This is a genomic window from Pseudoxanthomonas sp. CF125 (genome assembly GCF_900104085.1).
Classification (GTDB): Bacteria; Pseudomonadota; Gammaproteobacteria; order Xanthomonadales; family Xanthomonadaceae; genus Pseudoxanthomonas_A.
The window spans coordinates 301,519-320,302 of the sequence record NZ_FNLD01000002.1 but is presented as its reverse complement, the minus strand read 5'-3'; the positions used below and the strand labels follow the sequence as shown (position 1 = coordinate 320,302).

The window sequence follows — 18,784 nt, the reverse complement described above, 5'->3', positions numbered from 1 at the left end:
GTGGGCGATTCTAGCTTGGCCCACCGTGAATGGCGGGTCGTGGTCGCGAGGGGCCCGTAGGTCGGGGCTACGTCCCCGACGCACGTACACCTAATGGATCAGCGCGTGTCGGGGGCGTAGCCCCGACCTACTGCTTGCTGGCGGTGACCCCTTCGTACCAATGCTCGATAAGCGAACGCGCGATGGAGATGCGCGGCGACAACAGCATTCCCGATGCATCCTCGCCTTTGCGTTGGCGCGCCGCGGCGATCTCTTCCACGCTGAACCAGCGCGCGTCTTCCAGCTCGCCGTCCACCTGCGGCGCGTCGGGTTCGGCATCGGCGATGAAACCCAGCATCAAGGCGCCGGGAAACGGCCATGGCTGCGCGCCCAGATAGCGGCAGCTGCGCACGCGCACGCGGGTTTCCTCGAACACTTCGCGCACCACGGTCTGTTCCAGCGATTCGCCCGGCTCGACGAAACCGGCGATCACCGAATAACGACGCGCGGGCCAATTGGCCTGGCGGCCGAGCAGCAGGCGCTCGCCATCGCTGACCGCCACTATCACTGCGGGATCGACCCGTGGGTAGTGGTCGGCGCCGCATTGGCTGCAATGGGCCACGTAACCGGCGCGGCGGAACTCGATGGCGCCGCCGCAAATACCGCAATAGCGCGCGCGGCTGCGCCAGTGCTGCATGGCCCGTGCGAAGGCGAAAGCGCTGGCCTCGGCGGCGGGCCACGAGGCGGCGGCGCGGCGCAAGTCGATGCGTTGCGGAGCGGTCAACGGCAGCGCCTCGGCTTCCAGCGAAAACCAGGCGGTGTCGCCATGCAGTCCGAGCAATACCGCGGTCCCCGGTCCGCCGCCGAGCGCGGCGCCGGTCGCGACCAGCAACCGCCCGGTTTCATCGGCGAAGGCTTTGCCGTCGGCGTCCAGTACGATCACGCGCGCTTGCGGCCACAACCGCGCCAATGCGTCGGCATCGTCGCGCAAGGCGTCGGCGCGATTGAGCGGTTCGCCGGTAAAGGCGAATCCGGAAAGTTCGGCGGGGAATTTGGGGCGGGTGTCGGTCACGGCGCAGGCATGATACGCGGCGACAGGCGCGCGCTCACATGCTGAAGCTGCTTCCGCAACCGCAGGTGGTCTTGGCGTTGGGATTGCGGATCACGAACTGCGCGCCCTGCAGGCTCTCGGTGTAGTCCACTTCCGAACCCATCAGGTATTGCAGGCTCAACGGATCCACCAGCAGGGTCACCTGGTCGGTATCCACCGCCACATCGTCGTCGGCGCGGTTTTCGTCGAACTCGAAACCGTACTGGAAACCCGAACAACCGCCGCCCTGGATATAGACGCGCAGGGCCAGCGACTGGTTGCCTTCCTCGCTGATCAATTCGCGTACCTTGGCCGCGGCCGCATGCGTGAAATTCAGCGGGCGGTCCAACGACTGGTAGTTCGGCGCAGGCGCGGCGCCTGGCAGGGAAACGAGCGTGCTCATGGCATCAGGATGGGGCCGGACGGCTGCCGGTTCAAGCAGGCGCAGCCGATCGGCGCATCAGGGGGCAGGCGCGGCGGGCGCACCGGCCAGCGAATCGGCCCAGGAGAAGGACTGCTCCAGCGGGCTTCCGCTTTGCGGGACAAGGCGCACGGCGACGCGGGACGGCTTGAAATCGGCGGGCAGCATCAGGTCGCCCTCGACCTGCTGGAAATACTTGAACGAATATTCCACGCCCGGCGCATTGGGCTGCTGGCGCAGATCGGCCCAGGCCAGCCGCTGCAGCTTGCCCGCATGGGTGCCTTCCACCGAAACCTGCAGGCGTCCGGCGTTGACTGCGCCGCGGTTGAGGTTCTGGGTCAGGGTGGCGACGAAATGCCAGGTCAGGTCGCTGGAGGGCTGCAATTGCAGCTCGTGCACGGTCAGGCCGCGGCGCTGGGCGGTGGCGCCCACGAAACGCTCGTAGAAGGCCACGTCGGCGCGCAGGCCGGCGATTTCCTCGTCGCGCTCGGCCAGCGTGCTTTGCAAGTCGCCGTTGGCGTCGCGGCTGATCTGGTCGGAACGGGCCAGGGTGGCGGCGCGCTGTTCCAGTTGGTCGATCTTGCGCTGCTGTGCCTGCAGCTGTGCGGGCGTGGGCTGGTCAGCGTCCGCGTTGCCGAACACTTTCCAAAGCCCCCATCCGCCGAAGCACAGCGCCAGCAGCAAGAGCGCGACGGTCGTGTAAAGAGTGCCGCGCGCCAGCGGCGTCAACGGTTGGATTTGCGGCTTGGCCTGGGCCGGAGCGGGTGGATCGATCATGGCTCAGCATAGCCCTTGCGGGTTAAGGAACCTCTGAACAAAGGGGCCAGCGCCCCTCCCCGCCCGATTCAGCCGCTGGAGGCCACCAGCGTGGCGACCGGCGCGGCCGCCGTTTCCGCATCGACATGGATCAGTCGCCCGGTCAGGGTCGCACCGGCGCGCATTTCCACGATCTTGTAGTGCACGTTGCCCGTCACCCGCGCCTTGGCCGCCAGCTCCACGCGCTCGGCCGCGTACACGTCGCCCTGCAGCTGGCCGTTGAGGATCACCACCGGCACCTGCACTTCGCCCTCGATCCGGCCCTGCTCGGCCAGGGTCAGCACGGCGCGTTCGCCTTCTTCGGCGATGACCTTGCCGTAGATGCGGCCTTCCACATACAGGCCTCCGCTGAAGATCAGATCGCCTTGGATCGTGACCTGGGGGCCGATCAGAGTATCGATGGCATGGCCGTCGTGATGGATCGGCTTGTTCTTGAACATGGAGGTCTCCGCTGGCGACTAAAAATAAAGGGGTTGCGAAAAAGAACGTGGCGTTCGCTCAGGTATTGGCGCTCTTCCAGTCGAAAGCCTGTTCCACCGCCACGTCTTCGCCGTCCAGCAACACGCGCACGCGTTGCGGGGTGAAATCGCTAGGCAGCATCACCTGGCCCTCCAGGCTCTGGAAATAACGGAAGGAGAATCCCTGCCCCTGCATGCCTGGCCGCTGGTTCAGTTCGGCCCAGTCCACCGTGGCCAGCTTGCCGGCGCGCACACCTTCAAGCACGAAGCGCATCCGGCCCTGGCTGATCGCGCCGCGGTTGAGGTTCTGGGTCAGCACGATCTGGTAGTGCCAGGCGCTGCCCACGCCCGGGGCGAACTCCGAGGAGAACACGTTCAGCCCCTTGCGTTGCTGGGTGGGGCCTACCAGGCGTTCGTAGAAAGCCACATCGGCGCGCAGGGCGGAAATCTCTTCGTCGCGTTCGGCCAGGGCGCCCTGCAGATCGCCATTGGCGTCGCGGCTGATCTTGTCGGACACGGCCAGGGTGGTTTCGCGCTGGCTCAATTGCCTCAACCGGGCTTGCTGATCGGCCAGCTGCCGCTCGGCGCTGCGCATGCGCGCCGTCGCCTCGGTCAGAGTGGGCGCGGCGCGCAGGCTCGCCCAATGCCAGGCCAGCCCCAACGACAGCAACCAGAGCGCGCCGACTGCGGCGACCCAGGGCCAGCGGCGCGTCTGCCGGCGTTGCACGATCTGGTAGCGGGAGGGGATCGCGGGCATCGGGGGATTTCCGGGGGATATTCAGTACTGGAGGAAAGCCCGGGAAAGCATTCGCCCCCAGGCGGACACGCGTCCGGCGATACCCGAGGCGGCTCAGGTAGCGCCCGGGCAACGGGCCTATACTCGGTAACGGTTGGACGGCCCCCTGTGACCGTCCGGTGTGCCCAGTCTAGGCGAATCATTCTCATGTCCGAAGCGCATCTTTTCGTAATTGGGATCCTGTTGGCATGGATGGCCGGGATCCGTGTGTACCTGACCGTGTTCGGACTGGGCGTGGCCGGCGCGCTCGGCTGGCTGGACCTGCCGCCCGCGCTGCAAGTCACTCAGTCCTGGTGGGTGCTGGGCGCATCGGGCGCGCTGGCGCTGACCGAATTCTTCGCCGACAAGATTCCAGGCGTGGACTCGGGCTGGGACCTGCTGCAGACCCTGGCGCGGGTGCCGGCCGGTGCATTCCTGGCCGCGGCCACGCTGTCCCCCGATGGGCAGCTGGGCGCCGGTGCGCTGGCGGCCGGGGCGGGCGTGGCGCTGACCAGCCATTTATTGAAAAGCGGTTCGCGCGCCCTGCTCAATACGTCGCCGGAGCCCGTCAGCAACTGGACCGCATCGGTGACCGAGGATGTAGTGGTGGTCGGCGGCCTGTCGCTGGCCTTCGCCCACCCCTGGCTGGCGTTGACGCTGGTGGTAGGGGTCAGCGTGGTCCTGGCATTGGCGGTATGGTGGGTCTGGCGCAAACTGTCGCGGGGACTCCGCAGTCTTATGCAAGGTCCCCGGTCCATGGCCGGACCGGTGGAAGGATCAGGGCCATGACCGGCGCCCACAAACTTGTGAACTTCGTCGCATAATGGGCCTCATGCTTGGGGAAGCCTGATGTCAGCTATTGAACCCACATCCCGTCCGCAGGACGAGCCCTTACGCTCCCGACTGCGCGCCGAAAAGCCACCGTCGCATTACTGGCGTCGCTGGACCGACGACGCGCCTGCGGAAGAGCCGGCGACTACCCTCGCCGCCAAAGACGCTCCGGCCCCCAAACCGGACGCAGCCGACGAGACCACCGCCACCATGCCCGCCGCCGCCAAAGACACCCGTAAACACGAAACCGGCCAAACGCCTTTCCGCATATTGATCGTGGAAGACGACCGCGGACAGGCGCTGTTCGCCCAGAGCGTGCTGCATGGCGCGGGCATGCAGGCCGAAGTGGAGATGGCGCCGGACTCGGTGATCGGGGCGATCGAGCGTTTCAAACCGGATCTGGTGCTGATGGACCTGCATATGCCGGGGCGGGACGGCATGTCGCTGACCATGCAGATCCGCCAGCGCCCGGAGCTGCTGCACCTGCCCATCGTGTTCCTGACCGGCGACCCGGATCCGGAGCGCGAGTACGAAGTGCTGGAAAGCGGCGCCGACGATTTCCTCACCAAGCCCATCCGCCCGCGCCATCTCATCGCGGCGGTGTCCAACCGCATCCAGCGCGCGCGCCAGCGCGTGCCGCTGACCGCCGCTCCGCAGCTGACGCTGAACCCGGAAACGGGCCTGCCCACCCGCGCCTACCTGATGCTGCAGCTGGGCAACGCGCTGGAAGAAAAAACGCCGGGCGGCCTGTTCTTCATAGAAATCAGCGGCACCCTGGGACTGCGCGAGCGTTACGGGTATGCCAACTTCGAAAACCTGATGGCCGCCGCCGGGCGGGAGCTGGCGCTGGCCGCCGCGCCGCATCCGCTTGCACGACTCAACGACAACAGTTTCCTGGCGCTGGCCAAGGACCTGGACGCCGACAGCATGGCGGCGCTCGCGCGCAGGTTGCGCGAACGGCTGGGCCAGCACGATTTCCCGGTGCGCGCCGACGAAAGCCTGCGTCTGGCGGGAGCCGTGGGTTACGCGGCGATACCGCATACGTTCTCCGACACCGGCAGCGCACTGGAAGCCACCGAGCGCGCCGCACTGCTGGCACGCCAGCAGTCCGAAGGCATCGCCGCCTACACGCCGCCCGAGGCCGGCGACGAAGTTGGGTTCTCGCTATCGGACGCGGATCTGGAGCTGGCTTACCAGCCTATCGTCTCGGTCGCCGGCAACAACCTGGCGCAATACCAGGTGTTTCTGCGCATGCGCCAGGCCGACGGCACGCTGGTGCCCGCGGCGCAGGCGGTACCCGCAGCGGAAATGGCCGGCCGCATCGTCGATCTGGACCGGCAGGTGATGGAACGGGTGCTGGATCTGCTTTCCCAATCCCAGAGCGAGGGCAGGTTGCTGCGCCTGTTCGTCTCGCAATCGCCGCGTTCGCTGGCGCGCGAGGCGTTCGCCGACTGGCTTCTGCAGGACATCGCCGCGCGCGGCATCGAAGGCACTTCGCTGATCATCGATCTGCGCCTGGACGATGCACTGATCCATTCGGTGACGCTGCGGCAGTTCTGCAACCGGCTGATGACCGCGGGCGTGCAGTTCTGCCTCAGCCAGTTCGAACCCGGCCGTGAAGCCGAAGCGCTGCTCACCCAGCTACCGCTCGGCTACCTGCGCGTGGCCAGCCGCTATGCCGCTGCCCACAACGACCCGGCCCTGCGCGACCAGCTGCGCGGGATGATCGACCTGGCCCACCGGATGGGACTGCAGGTGATCGGACAGCAGATCGAAGATCCCCAAGCGGCGGCCGCGATGTGGATGGGCGGCGTCGACTTCATACAGGGCAACCTGGTGCAGGGAGTCGGCAGCGATCTGGGCTTCGACTTCCACAACGCGGTCCTTTAGAAATGAGCAGGCTGGGGCGCATGCCCGTCGCGCCCTGGCTGGTGCTGGCGGCGATTCTGCTGACCGTGGCTTCGCTGCTGCTGCCTTGGTTCGGCATCGCCGGGCCTTGGCCATGGGTGGCATTGGCCAGCGCCGGCGTGGCCGGGGTCGTCTGCGTGGCCGTCGCCTTGCGCATGCGCAGGCTGGCCGCCTACTACGAAGGCACCGAAGCGCGCGCGGCGATGGCCGAGTCCGAACGCGACAATCTGCAAAAGGACCTGCAGCGCCACGACCGCCTGGAGCAGCAACTGCTGCTGGCCAAGCAGGCGGCCGAATCGGCGGTGCTGGCCAAGGGCGAATTCCTGGCCACCATGAGCCATGAGATCCGCACGCCGCTCAACGGCATCGTGCCGATGCTGGACCTGCTTTCGCGCGCGGCCCTTCCGCCCGACCAGCGCGACATGCTCAACACCGCCAGCGCCTCCTCGCAGCAGCTGCTGCGCATCGTCGACGACATCCTCGACTACTCCAAGCTGGAAGCGAACAAGCTGGAACTGGAAATCACCGGTTTCAATCTGCGCGAAGTGCTGGACGGCGTGTTGCAGCTGATGCAGCGCCCGGCCGAGAACAAGAACATCCGCCTCAACCTGCAGCTGGACCCCGCCGTGCGCCTGCCCGTGCGCGGCGACCCGGTGCGCATGCGCCAGGTGCTCAGCAACCTGATCGGCAACGCGGTGAAATTCACCGAACGCGGCACGGTCACCGTCAACGTGCGCAGGCTGGGCGAAACCGCGGCTCAGCACCTGCTGCGTTTCGAGGTGCGCGACACCGGCATCGGCATCGATGCCGAAGCGCAGACGCGGCTGTTCAATTCGTTCAGCCAGGCCGACGCCTCCACTACCCGCCTGTACGGCGGCACCGGGCTGGGCCTGGCCATCTGCAAGCGCATCATCGACCTGATGGGCGGACGCATCGGCGTGCTTTCCGAACCGGGGCGCGGTTCCACTTTCTGGTTCGAGGTGCCGCTGCTGAAGGTGATCGGCGACATGCGCGCCCAGGATTCGAGCCTGGAACTGACCCGGGCCCTGCTGGTCAGTCCGGAGGCACGCCTGCGCCAGCGCCTGTCGATTCTGCTGCCAAGCTGGGGCATACAGCTGACCTGCGTGGATACCACTCAGGAAGCGCTGGAGCGCCTGCGCTCGGTCCAGTCGCCCGGCGCGACGACTTTTTCCATCGTCCTGGGCGATCTTTCCTCCATCCGCGCCAGCGCGCGCGCGTTGCACCGCGGCGTCACCCGCAACAACGTGGTCGACAAAGTGCGCATGGTCTGGCTGTACGGCGACGAGGAAATTCCCGACGAACTGCGCGACGGCAGCATCTTGCTGCCGCGCCAGTCGCATGGCGCCGACCTGCATGCCGCCCTCTCTTTCGCGCCGCCGGTGCTGCAACCGCCGGTCGTGGGCTTCGACGAGATTCCGCAGCGCGACGATCATCCGATCGCGATGGAAAAAACGCCGGCAGCCGTGGACACGGAGATTCCAGCGCCGTCCAGCGCGGAGGCGTCCATCGCCACCGATCCGGTCAGCGGATCGCCCGCCGTCACCCGCCTGCTGCTGGTGGAGGACAACCCCGTCAATCTGGCGGTCGGCGAAAAGCTCCTGTCCGTCCTGGGTTACAGCTGCGACATCGCCATCAACGGCCAGATCGCGCTGGAGAAAATGGCGACGGGCCGTTACAGCCTGGTGCTGATGGATTGCCAGATGCCGGTGCTGGACGGTTATTCGGCCACCCGCGAATGGCGCGACCAGGAAGTGCTGCAGGGTTCGACGATGCGCCTGCCGATCGTGGCCATGACCGCCAATGCCATGGCGGGGGACCGGCAGCGCTGCCTGGATGCGGGCATGGACGACTATCTATCCAAGCCGGTATCGCGCGAGCAATTGGAAAACTGCCTGCAGCGCTGGTTGCCGGGCCGGGCCAGCTTCGGCGTGCGCAACTCAGTCCAACCCGTCACCGATGCAGGCACCCCGGCCGTACCGCCCCCGCCGCGTCCGGCTGCACCTTCGATCTTCCCGGTGCTCGATCACAACATGCTGGACGAGCTGCGGGAAATCGCCGGCGACGAAACCGTGCGCATCATCGGCCTGTTCCTGGAAGATGCGCCGCGGCTGATCGCCCGGCTGGAATCGGCTTCCACTATTCCCGATCTGGAAGCGATGCGCGACGCCGCGCACACCCTCAAATCCTCCAGCGCCAACGTCGGCGCGATGGCGCTATCGACCGCGGCCAAGCGCGTGGAGCTGGGCGCGCGCGCCCAGAAACTGGACCGTCCTGCGGTGGCGGTGGCGCTGGTGATCGCCGAATACGCGCGCGCGCGCATGTCCCTGCAAGGCTATATCGCGCAGCTCGATCGCGATTCCGACGCGACCGCTCAGTCCTCGAGCTTGGTCAGCAGATAATTCGGTTCGCCGATGCGGTCGATGACCGACAGTTGCGTCTCGATCCAGTCGATGTGCTCTTCTTCCGACTCCAGGATATCGGCGAACAGCTGGCGGCTGACGTAGTCGCTGACCGTTTCGCAATATGCGATGGCGTCGCGCAGAACCGGCAGGCCTTCGAGTTCGAGGGCCAGGTCGCATTCCAGCAGTTCGCGCGGGTTCTCGCCGATGCGCAGCTTGCCCAGCATCTGGAAGTTGGGCAGGCCGTCCAGGAACAGGATGCGCTCGGACAGCTTGTCCGCATGCTTCATCTCGTCGATGGATTCTTCGTACTCGTGCTTGGCCAGTTCGCCCAGGCCCCAGTTCTTCAGCATCTTGGCGTGAAGGAAATACTGGTTGATCGCGGTCAGCTCGTTGTAGAGCGCCTTGTTGAGGAATTCGATGACCTTGGCGTCGCCCTTCATGGCCGTGCTCCGGTGGGGAAGGCGGGCAGGTTAACGGCTCGCGCAGAGCGATGACGAAACGCGAATCGTGCTCATCTCGCGGCGGAAACCGCTTACGAGCGCGGTGGGTCAGGCGGCCTGGGAAATGCCGGCGCCAAGCATCGGCACGGAAAAGGCGCTACGGCGCTCGGGCGCGTGGGCCTCCAGGATGTCGGCAGCCGTCTCCAGGCAGGTACCGCAGGTGGCGCCACAACCGGTGCGCATGGTCAGTTCGGCCACGCTGCGCACGCCGCTGGCGGCGGCCTCGCGGATCTGGTGGTCGGTGACTCCATTGCAGATGCAGACGTACACGTTCGATGGATTCCTGGCGTCCCGGTGGGACTGTGCCTATTCCATCGCGAATGAGAATGATTGTCAATTCTTGCCGGGACCGCCGCTGCCGCCGCGTTTGGCTGGCGGTCGGGAAGCAGGGCGCGGCCCGCCCAGTTCGGGCAACCAGGCATCGATCAGCATCTGCGGCACCGCATGCGCACCGGCCACCAGGCGCGCGAAGGGGGCCAGATGGCGCAGGGCGCGGGCATAGACCCCGCGCTTGAACATCACCACATGCTCCATGGGGTACCAGAAGTCCACCCAGCGCCAGTGGTCGAATTCGGGAGTTTCGGTGAGATCCAGGCGGACGTGGGACTCGTCCCCCACCAGCCGCAGCAGGAACCACACCTGCTTCTGGCCGATGCAGACATGCCGTTCGTTGTGGCGCACGGCGCGGTGCGGCAGCCGGTAGCGCAGCCAGCCTGGGGTGGCGCCAAGGATCTCGACATGCTCTGGCAGCAGGCCGGTTTCCTCGCGCAATTCGCGGTACATGGCCTCGACCGGCGTCTCATCGGTGTTCATGCCGCCCTGCGGGAACTGCCAGCCATCCCGGCGCACCCTGCGCGCCCAGAACACCCGCCCATCCGGGCCCATCAACACTATGCCGACATTAGGTCGGTAGCCGTCCGGATCGATCACGATGCGGACTCCTGAAATCTACTGGCTCCGACTGTGCCACGCCCAAGCGGATGTCTCAAGCAAAGAGGTTCTCATTGACAGGCGCGGGTCAGGCAGGAAAAATGCGCGGTTCAATGCACGGCTATGTAGCTCAGCCGGTTAGAGCACAGCACTCATAATGCTGGGGTCGGTGGTTCGAGTCCACCCATAGCCACCAATCCGTGCATTGAAGACGTCCAACGCAGTCCAAAAAGAGCCGGAAAACCCTTTAAGAACGGGCCTTCCGGCTTTTTTATTGTCCGATGCGGTGCGACCCAGCGGGTAGAAATCCGACGGTAACTGACGGTAACTTTGACGGTAACTGGTAAAGCCCAAAAGGCAGTTACCGTCAAAGGACCTCTCCGTGCCTCTTACCGATATCGCGATCCGCAAGGCGATCCCCGGCGCAAAGCCGGCCAAACTCACGGATTCTGGCGGTCTGTACGTGCTGCTCAAACCTGATGGTGCTCGCTGGTGGCGCTGGGACTACCGTCGCCCGCTGACGGGCCAACGCAACACGCTCAGTCTGGGCACTTATCCCGATACCGGTTTGGCCGATGCCCGCGCCAAGCGCGACGAAGCCCGCAAGCTCCTGGCTCGCGGACTGGACCCCGGCGAACAACGAAAGGCGACCAAGACCGCCCGTAAGGAAGGTGCGGCCAACAGCTTCGAAGTCATCGCCCGTGAATGGCTGGCGGTCAAAGCACCTGAATGGACCTCCAAGCAACACGACAAGGAACGGGACCGGCTGCAGAACCATGCCTTCCCCTGGATAGGCAAGCTGCCCATCACCGAGGTAGGTGTGGCCGAGATCCGCCCCCTGCTCGACCGGATTGCCAAGCGTGGCCATCTGGAACAGGCGCATCGCCTCCGGTTCCAGTTGAGCCGGGTGTTCAAATACGCGATCGCCGCGGAGTACGCATCGAGGGACCCAGCAGCCGACCTTAGCGCCACCCTGCCCTCACGGCGAAAGCACAACTTCCCCACCATCACCGATCCTGTCCAAGTGGGCGGACTGCTTCGGGCCATAGATGGCTTCGTTGGCACACTCCCCGTCGCCTGTGCCTTGAAACTGGCGCCGATGCTGTTCGTACGCCCTGGAGAGCTGCGGGCGGCCGAATGGTCGGAATTCGATCTGGACCATCCATACTGAGCCTGGCTGGCAACCGAATCGGCCGCTTTCGCAAAGTTCTTGAGTATCGGCGCGGTGAAATATTTGATGGCTGGAGGCTGCAGCAGAAATTGTGCTGGCAGGTCGTTCTGCTCAAATAACGTGGTGGCAAGTACCTGGTCGAAGAGAGCCTTTAGGTCCAGCCACTTGTATGGGGTGCCCTTCAGGCACCCGTAGTACAGGTTATACCCGTCGATATAGATCCGCGTCCGCAGTACGACCGGGTTAGCCATTTTTCTTCCTTGGCTCAGAAATGCAAAAACCGCCTTGCGGCGGCTTTTGCCCCCGGTCGCCCCCTCGTTCTTGTCGAAGCGGTCAGGCCGGGTTAGTGGTTGAGTGCATTGGACCATGTGTTGTCCAGCTTGACAACACCTCAGAGGAGCGAATCGCAGGCTGTTCAGGTACTTTCGCTGTCGCCACGTCCTCTATCACAAAGTGCTTTAAAGGGCACTTTAAGGGCGTCAAAGTACCTTTTAAAGCACATCGCCTAGATAAGGCCACTGCTACATGCGGGTGAAAAGGGCGTCCTCCAGCCGGTACCAACCTTTGCCCCACCCATTGGTCGCCGTACACCCGCAAGAGGCTCCGAGAGTACCCTCTCCAGAGTCAGCGCATCGGCCAAAGCCGGGACGGCGCCGATCAGCGCGCTGGCTGCCGACCCGACCTACGGAACCGGTAGCAGACCGGCCCTCGCTCGAAATCCCATCCGGGCGGTAGCCCAACTTTTGGCCTGTTGGGACTTCAATCAGCCCGGGCCAAGGTCACCCGTGCTTCCAAGCTGCTTCGCGCGCGACGTACTCCCAGATCCGACTTGACACGCCGAACTTGTATCACTAACCTCACCTATAACAGATGAGGTTAGTGAAATGAAGTTACATATCCAATCTCTCGCCAGTCAGTCCCGCGTACTCGCGGGGTCCGCTGCAGGACGAAAGTTGCTGGCCATGTTGATCGACGCCACTCCTGCCGGGACGGCGCCGGAAAAGGTCTTTCTCGACTTCGCCGGCATCGAAGTGGCCACCGTATCTTTCTTGCGCGAAAGTGTCATCGGCTACCGCGATTTCACCCGCTCATCTCGGCAAAACATCTATCCGATCATTACCAACCCCGAGCCCACCGTTCTCGAAGAACTGGAGCACTTGGTCAAGGCGCTCAACGATGTCCTATGGTGCTGCTGGCTCGACGCAAGAGACAACATCATCCGCCAGCAATTCATTGGTGAACTTGATCCGGCGCAGCGGCAGACCTTTGAGAAGGTCCGCGAACTGGGAATGTCCACGGCACCGCAGCTGGCCGATCGCTTCCCCGATACGGGCATCGGTACCACAGCCTGGAACAACCGCCTGTCCGGGTTGGCCGCGAAAGGCCTGCTCGTGGAAACCCGCCAGGGAAAGACCAAGTCATTTCGTCTGGTGCTGGAGGGTTCCTGATGGGCCTCGACTATATCCGCAACCAGACCGGCAAACCGTGGAAACGGCGCTGGGACGGCGGGCTCGATCGCATGAAGACGCCCACGCTGCTTGATCTCACGATCAGCGAGGGATTGCGCATGGTGTCCGCCGAGCTCTTGCCTGATTCAGGGGTCAAAGTCGGCGACAGCTACATCGTCGAGCCCGACGGCGAATACCTAATCATCAGCAGAGGACGGTGCCCTGTCGGCCGTATCACCAAGCCACCCGCCGAAGCCCTGGCCGCGATCGCCGGTTGCGGAGGATACGCCGAAGGCGTGATCGAGCGCGTGGGCTTGTTCGGTGACAACGCGGAGGTGTCCTTGAGATGAATCGGTCTCTGGATATCCGCCTTGCCAAAAGTTTTCGCGATCCCAATAGCCTCAGGGACGACGCCTCACAGCATCCCCTCGCGTTTGGTTGCACACAGTGTCCACAACTAACCCATTGCGGCGGAATGCACAACGGTGCCGACCTGTACGACTGCGACGCACTGTGCAACTGCACTGACAAGACGGCATGCGATCGGGTCTGCCGCAGCAACGCCAAGCATTTCGTGCAGAGCGTGCGGGAGGTGGTAAGCCTGAAACTCAATGACGTGCCTCGCGCAGCGCCTGTCCCGATGCCGCCCCTGCCGAAGGTCATCCCCTTCATCGAGCACCGAACCGGCAGGAACGATAGGTTCCAGGCCGAGACTATCGCGCTCCCTCTGTACCGGGTCATTGACCTGCAACACGGCAAGCTTCACGTCGTTTCGCGAGAACAGCTCGCGGAACGTTTTTGCATTTCCGCTGATGCGCAAATCGTGCTCAGCGGCGTCGAGAAGGACCGATACATCGAGCGGTGGTGGGAGCTTAAGAACAGAAAGGAAATCCTGCACGATCTGGCGAAGCTCGATATAGGTATGGTCACGAGCCCGAATTACAGCGTTCTGACCGACGTTCCCCGGACCGACAATCTGCACGCCATCAAGCGCATCGCTCTGACTTGGGCTGAAATGGCTGCTGCCGGATTGCCCGCCGCGCTGCACGTCAATGCGCGAACGGAACAGGACTACCGTAACTGGCAGGCGATGGTGGCTGAACGCGAAGAGATTTCAGCGCTGGCGTTCGAGTTCGCGACTGGCTGCGGCCATCCGGAACGGATCGATTGGCATGTCGAGCAGTTGTGCACGCTTGCAGCGAACGTGGGCCGGCCGCTTGCCCTCATTATGCGAGGTGGCACCCGCAAGCTTCATATGCTGACGCAGCACTTTTCCAGTGTGACGCTGCTGGAGACGGAATCGTTCTCTAAGATGCGATGCCGCCGCCGCGCCAGGATCATGGGCGACAAACTGAAGTGGACCTCGGCCCTGACGCCGGAGGGCTCGCCGTTGGATGAGCTACTCGCCCACAACGCCTTCCTCGTTCGCAGATTCCACGAGTCGCCGCCCACGGCTAATCCGAAACTACGGATTCCCAGCCGGCTCGTTCGCCGCGCAACGAACCGAAACGATCAATCCATCCAGCCAGGCCTTCTGGACGGTATCCACCTTGCCGATCAGGCTCGGTTGGTCGCCACGAATCTGCATCGCGTGATCCCCGCTCCGAAAGCGTAGCTCTCCCGCGTCCCGGGCGAGCGCCTTGAACAACTGTCCGATTCCAAAGCCATGGCCCGTGCTGCGATCGAAACGGGAAGCACCGTCCGACGCCGCAACTTTTAGAGCCTCGGCCGAATCCCTCAGCTCGGCAAACTCAGGATTCTTGATGAGGCTGGCCAAGACCCCGACGCCGGCATCGGCCACGACGAACTCAAACGCTCCGGGTGCAACTGCATAGGCGACCATGCCGGACGCTGGCGCCTCGCTGTGCTGATAGACGTTGTCCTGCAGTTCGATAAGCGCCCCGATTAGCCCATCAACCAGAGAACGATCAAGCCCATGGGCCACGGCTGAGTTCTGCGCATGCAGTGCCCATTGTTCCCATTGCTCCTCTGCATGCCCTCCCCCGATCCCCCTGCCCAAAGGAAACACGCCAGCCACATCGTTGAAGCCGCCGCCGCTGATTCGTGCGGAATCCATCGCGTCCCCAACTAGACGCGCAAAGGGTATGTCTACCGAGACCTGTGCATATTCCGCTGGTCGCGCCTGGCGCGCGTACATCAGCTCGACCACAGGGCCGATACGGCCAGATCGTCGCAAAGGAACCGGACCGTGGCCAATAAGTTGCCCCCGTTCCGCTTGCCAGAGCAGGTCGTCGATGACGTCGAATCCTGCTTGCAGAAGGGCTTCATGCCGAGTTCCCATGTTTCTTCCTCGATACAGCTGTTTGCCCCCTTCGACTTACGCAAGAATTGGGCCACCTCGAAGGCAAGTGACCTGCTTGAGCGTAGTACCGCGCCAGAAATCAAGCACTGCAAGCGTCACGTCGCACGGGAAGAGGTCGACCGTTAATGGAACGAAGCCGGTGGTCACGGATCATAAGGCGCTGCCTAGTTCCCACCAGAAACCTTTACGGGGTTTGCGTCTGGTCAGGTGCGCCGGACTAAGGCTTGCGCGCGATAACGGCAGTAATGTCAGATCCGCAATCCACGAGGCTTTGCGTGATGCCATCAGTCCCCTCCCAGGGCGGAGCGACATAACCGTTTGCCTTGCGTGCAAGGGCCGATAGCTTGACAGTCGTGGCCAATGAGTTCTGGCGGCAAGCGGTATAAAGCGGGACACCCTCCGCATTGGTGACAACCGCGGCAAGTTGGGCGGCGGTATGCAAGTAAACGGTGCCGCCTTTACCAAGGATGGTGTTCTTTGTCATCGCGACACCACTGGGCGCCGTGTCGATCAGACGAACGATGCAGCTTTGATCGGTAGTAGCCCTCATGAACGCTGATAAAGCCGTAAATGGAGCAACACCAGATGCACCCCCATCAAGAAGCGAAGAATGTAGCTTCTTTACAGCCACCAGTATCGACGCAGCCTCGGCTTTGCGCGCCAGTTCCGCAGGAACCTTTGTGTCTCCATACAAACTATCGACTTTCCCCTGCAGCTTCGTCGCGGAAGCGAGCAGTTCGTTGATCTGCCCGACTAGCTTTGAGCCTGCAGACGTTGTAGGTAGGCGATCAGAGTAGTAGGCAACTGGGCAGGATTTGCGTGACGCATCCGCGTTTAGGCAAAAAGAATTCACGTTCATAAGGAAGTGCGATGCAATCCAATCAGGGTCGTTCTTTGTCTGAAAGGAATTGATGGTGTAGTCAGCCCGGAAGAGCTTCGTTATGCCCACAATGGTCCCGGCGATGCCTTGGATGGCGGCCGCGCCAAGTACAATGCTTGAAAACGCTATTAGGTTTCGAGATCCCAACTGCTTGTCCATCTGTTTGTCAGCAAGCTTGATACGCAAATCCAGGTTCTCTAGATTCTCCTGGATGGACCTGGCGAGCATTAGCTTTGTAGCCACTGCACTGTCGTCAGTCACAAGCACTGACTTAGCGCAGATTGACGTTTCTTTCTGTACGGCTTCCTGTACAGCTTCGGCGAGGTCTTTTGCGGTTCTTGCGCCCAGCATCAATGCTTTCTGTTGTGCAATTCCTGACACGTTCTCTGCACCCGTTATGTCTCCTGCCTTGCCCTCTAGCGGTTTTCCGTACTTCAGTTCCTGCAGTTCCTGTTTCGCCTTAAGTCGGTTGACTTCCTCTTGGAGGCGCTCGGTTTCGGTAGGAGCGTCTTCTTGGGCCCATGCGGGCCCTGACACTAGGGCTAGTGAAAGAGCGAACGGAATACCTATTTTTACCGAGGTCATTTTCATGTCAGCACTACCCTATTGTTGACTCGGGTAAAAAATCGAAAGGACACGCTTAACCATCAACTCAGGTCGAACCGTTGGGTGCGCCCAGTTAGCACACGCGCTGGCGATTAGCCATTCTTGCTAACTTTTGAAACACGCGAGCGCTAAGCCAGCCTGCTGCCCTCGCCATGCTCCGCCCATCGGGACCCCAACCACATCTCAGCACTCGCACGATCGCTGCGCAACGTAAATACTTCACACCAGATACTCCTATTTCCGAGATCGGGAGAAGATACCTAGCATGCGGTGTGCTAGCAGTCGCTGCATTCCTTCGACAGCAACGAACGAAGTTATACACAACTACTAGGGCTCCGATGTCCCGTCACCAACCTGCATACATGCGCCTTTTGCTCTTGGCCTCACCTGCCTTTGGTCAGTGCGTTATTAACCGTCCACCACAACATGGCCAGAAATTGCCTTACACTGCCGAAAGTCAAGGGGATGACACGCTCTAATGAATACCATGGGAGTTCGGGCTAAGCCGGGTGAGGTGACGTTTGCCGTGTATGACGCTGCGGCGGGCGCACTTCTAAATGTAGAAACCATCAAGATTCCGAAAGCACTCTCGACTCCGGATGGACTCAAGTACGTGCGCAACAACATCCTGGATGTGATCCGCGAATACTCCATCGAGCATGCAGGTCTACGAATCACTGAAAGCAGCGCAAAGACCAAGAGCATCGAGCGCATCGAGATCGAAGGCGTCATTCAAGAGGCATTCGCGAGTAGCTGTTTGAAAAGCTATTACTCCGGCCAGATCGCCAACGTTTCTAGACGACTTGGGTTTCCGCGCGACCAGTTCAAACGCTATGTGAACAATGAAGTCGCATTTGAACAAGTGGAGAACTGGACTGATCTCAAGCCCGAAGCCCGTGAGGCGGTGTTCGCGGCATTAGGTGCCCAACATGCTTAAGCCATATAGCATCGCAGACGTGCAATTCCAGCTTGGGCAGGAGATAGGCGCTGAGGGAAGGAACTCGCAGGTATACCTCGCGCACGATCCCCAGCTTGATGCCCAGCTCGTCATCAAGAAGATAGAGAAGCAAACCCTTGATGCTGACCAGTATTTCAGCGAGTCGAGCTGCATTTACGCAGCGGCGCATTCGAACGTGGTTCCTATCCATTACGCATGTCAAGACCCTGATCACATTTACCTTGCAATGCCACATTATGTGAATGGATCGTTGAAGCGACTAATGGATCAGAGGTTCTTGACCGTTCGCGAAATCATAGTGTTGGCGACTCAGTTTCTCAGCGGCCTGCATCACATCCACTCGCAGGGGCTCGTCCACTTCGACGTCAAACCCGATAACATTTTGCTCTCGGAGCGAGGCGAGGCACTGATTGCGGACTTCGGCCTCACTAAATCAAGAGGGCTCAACGGACTGGCCGAACAGCGTAAGCACTACGGAAAGATGGCACCGCCCGAATTTTTTCTGGACGAGGAATACGATCATCGATACGACATCTATCAGGTTGGGCTGACGTTGTTCAGAATGTGCGCTGGCGACGCGGAGTTCGATCGCCAGTTCGCTTCACACTATGTCAATGATGAGTTTGATAGAGATGCATTCAGTCAAGCGGTTGTTGGTGGCCAGTTTCCCAATACGTCAAATGATACTTTCCCAGAAAATATTCCCGATCCATTGATTCGAGTTATTCGAAAATGCTTGCTGGCCGTTGAGCAGCGCTATTGTTCGGTTATCGAGATTGTGAACGATCTGGCGCCTCTTGATGGCGAGCTGTTGGATTGGCAATTTTCTCGTGATGCTGCGGGCCGGCATTGGATGAAGAAGCTTGACGGCATGAGCCTTTACCTGGACGTCGGACCCGATGGCGCCTCCATTGCAAGGAAAGGTCGAGTCGAAGGACAGGAACGACGGATAAACGAGTATTGTGTCGCCGCACTCAGTCGACAAGCGACGAAGCGCTTCCTACGGGAGAACTGACGTGAAGAAGATACGTAACGAAAAAGATACCTATCTGTCCAGAACGGCGCTTGTACAGACAGGCGTCCGATTGAAAGTATCGCCAAAGGAACTAAAGGATCAACGCAACTTCGATGTTGACAAGGCGGGCTATTTTTCCTGGCCCCGAAAATCACGCGTGTTAGCTCGGTAGTTCCATTCTTTGAATGGAGATGCGTGATCAATTGTGTTGCGCGCATGTTGCAATACGAACCTGACGACACTCCAGACCAT

General features: G+C 62.0%; 16 protein-coding genes, 1 tRNA gene and 2 pseudogenes. 10 read left to right on the top strand and 9 right to left on the bottom strand.

Going from position 1 to position 18,784, the window contains the following annotated elements; genetic code table 11:
• Positions 1-127 precede the first annotated feature (127 nt).
• The 5 genes and pseudogenes from nudC to BLR66_RS10875 form a co-directional block, all read right to left on the bottom strand.
• Entirely contained in the window at positions 128-1,051 is a 924-nt protein-coding gene (nudC, locus tag BLR66_RS10895) for an NAD(+) diphosphatase (RefSeq protein WP_093285832.1), read from the bottom strand.
• 34 nt (positions 1,052-1,085) lie between these two features.
• Positions 1,086-1,472 carry an iron-sulfur cluster insertion protein ErpA gene (gene erpA, locus BLR66_RS10890; RefSeq protein ID WP_093285827.1) on the bottom strand — a complete coding sequence of 129 codons (387 nt, stop codon included), beginning with the start codon at positions 1,470-1,472 and terminating at the stop codon, positions 1,086-1,088.
• A 57-nt stretch (positions 1,473-1,529) separates the two neighbouring features.
• Positions 1,530-2,267: a DUF6776 family protein gene (locus tag BLR66_RS10885; RefSeq protein ID WP_255402455.1), complete on the bottom strand. Its 738-nt coding sequence runs from the start codon at positions 2,265-2,267 to the stop codon at positions 1,530-1,532.
• A 125-nt stretch (positions 2,268-2,392) separates the two neighbouring features.
• A pseudogene (locus BLR66_RS10880) lies at positions 2,393-2,746 on the bottom strand (polymer-forming cytoskeletal protein); the annotation flags it as partial.
• A 58-nt stretch (positions 2,747-2,804) separates the two neighbouring features.
• Positions 2,805-3,521, bottom strand: coding sequence for a DUF6776 family protein (locus BLR66_RS10875; RefSeq protein WP_176943841.1), 717 nt, complete (start codon positions 3,519-3,521; stop codon positions 2,805-2,807).
• A 186-nt stretch (positions 3,522-3,707) separates the two neighbouring features.
• Here BLR66_RS10875 and BLR66_RS10870 point away from each other — a divergent pair, with 186 nt between their 5' ends.
• The 3 genes from BLR66_RS10870 to BLR66_RS10860 are packed head-to-tail and all read left to right on the top strand — an operon-like array spanning position 3,708 to position 8,698.
• Positions 3,708-4,328 (top strand): DUF4126 domain-containing protein, encoded by a 621-nt coding sequence (locus tag BLR66_RS10870; protein ID WP_093285818.1) that lies wholly within the window; start codon positions 3,708-3,710, stop codon positions 4,326-4,328.
• A gap of 60 nt (positions 4,329-4,388) precedes the next feature.
• A complete protein-coding gene (locus BLR66_RS10865; RefSeq protein ID WP_093285814.1) occupies positions 4,389-6,260 on the top strand; it encodes an EAL domain-containing protein in 1,872 nt (623 codons plus the stop codon).
• A gap of 20 nt (positions 6,261-6,280) precedes the next feature.
• Entirely contained in the window at positions 6,281-8,698 is a 2,418-nt protein-coding gene (locus tag BLR66_RS10860; RefSeq protein WP_093287778.1) for a hybrid sensor histidine kinase/response regulator, read from the top strand.
• On the opposite strand, the gene bfr is transcribed toward BLR66_RS10860, so the two are convergent.
• The 3 genes and pseudogenes from bfr to BLR66_RS10845 form a co-directional block, all read right to left on the bottom strand.
• Positions 8,671-9,141: a bacterioferritin gene (bfr, locus tag BLR66_RS10855; protein WP_093285810.1), complete on the bottom strand. Its 471-nt coding sequence runs from the start codon at positions 9,139-9,141 to the stop codon at positions 8,671-8,673. The genes BLR66_RS10860 and bfr overlap by 28 nt on opposite strands.
• Positions 9,142-9,249: 108 nt before the next feature.
• Positions 9,250-9,471, bottom strand: a complete 222-nt coding sequence (locus BLR66_RS10850) for a (2Fe-2S)-binding protein (protein ID WP_093285806.1) — start codon at positions 9,469-9,471, stop codon at positions 9,250-9,252.
• Between the two features lie 138 nt (positions 9,472-9,609).
• A pseudogene (locus BLR66_RS10845) lies at positions 9,610-10,131 on the bottom strand (RNA pyrophosphohydrolase); the annotation flags it as partial.
• Positions 10,132-10,250: 119 nt separating this feature from the next.
• Here BLR66_RS10845 and BLR66_RS10840 point away from each other — a divergent pair.
• The 5 genes from BLR66_RS10840 (at position 10,251) to BLR66_RS10820 (ending at position 14,365) form a co-directional block, all read left to right on the top strand.
• Positions 10,251-10,327 (top strand) — tRNA-Met (locus tag BLR66_RS10840).
• A 186-nt stretch (positions 10,328-10,513) separates the two neighbouring features.
• The gene (locus BLR66_RS10835; protein WP_093285802.1) at positions 10,514-11,302 is read left to right on the top strand and encodes a tyrosine-type recombinase/integrase; all 789 of its coding nucleotides are present in this window, start codon (positions 10,514-10,516) and stop codon (positions 11,300-11,302) included.
• Positions 11,303-12,264: 962 nt separating this feature from the next.
• Positions 12,265-12,750 carry a hypothetical protein gene (locus BLR66_RS10830; RefSeq protein WP_093285798.1) on the top strand — a complete coding sequence of 162 codons (486 nt, stop codon included), beginning with the start codon at positions 12,265-12,267 and terminating at the stop codon, positions 12,748-12,750.
• Positions 12,750-13,100 carry a hypothetical protein gene (locus BLR66_RS10825; protein ID WP_093285794.1) on the top strand — a complete coding sequence of 117 codons (351 nt, stop codon included), beginning with the start codon at positions 12,750-12,752 and terminating at the stop codon, positions 13,098-13,100. The genes BLR66_RS10830 and BLR66_RS10825 overlap by 1 nt, the downstream gene beginning before the upstream one ends.
• Complete coding sequence (locus BLR66_RS10820) at positions 13,097-14,365, top strand: DUF4417 domain-containing protein (protein ID WP_218119630.1); 1,269 nt, start codon at positions 13,097-13,099, stop codon at positions 14,363-14,365. Before BLR66_RS10825 ends, BLR66_RS10820 begins: the two co-directional genes overlap by 4 nt.
• 925 nt (positions 14,366-15,290) lie before the next feature.
• On the opposite strand, the gene BLR66_RS10810 is transcribed toward BLR66_RS10820, so the two are convergent.
• Positions 15,291-16,544, bottom strand: coding sequence for a hypothetical protein (locus BLR66_RS10810; protein ID WP_093285782.1), 1,254 nt, complete (start codon positions 16,542-16,544; stop codon positions 15,291-15,293).
• A 493-nt stretch (positions 16,545-17,037) separates the two neighbouring features.
• On the opposite strand from BLR66_RS10810, the gene BLR66_RS10805 reads away from it, so the two are divergent.
• Positions 17,038-17,496 (top strand): hypothetical protein, encoded by a 459-nt coding sequence (locus BLR66_RS10805; protein WP_093285777.1) that lies wholly within the window; start codon positions 17,038-17,040, stop codon positions 17,494-17,496.
• A 19-nt stretch (positions 17,497-17,515) separates the two neighbouring features.
• Positions 17,516-18,532, top strand: a complete 1,017-nt coding sequence (locus BLR66_RS10800; protein ID WP_218119629.1) for a serine/threonine-protein kinase — start codon at positions 17,516-17,518, stop codon at positions 18,530-18,532.
• Positions 18,533-18,784 lie beyond the last annotated feature (252 nt).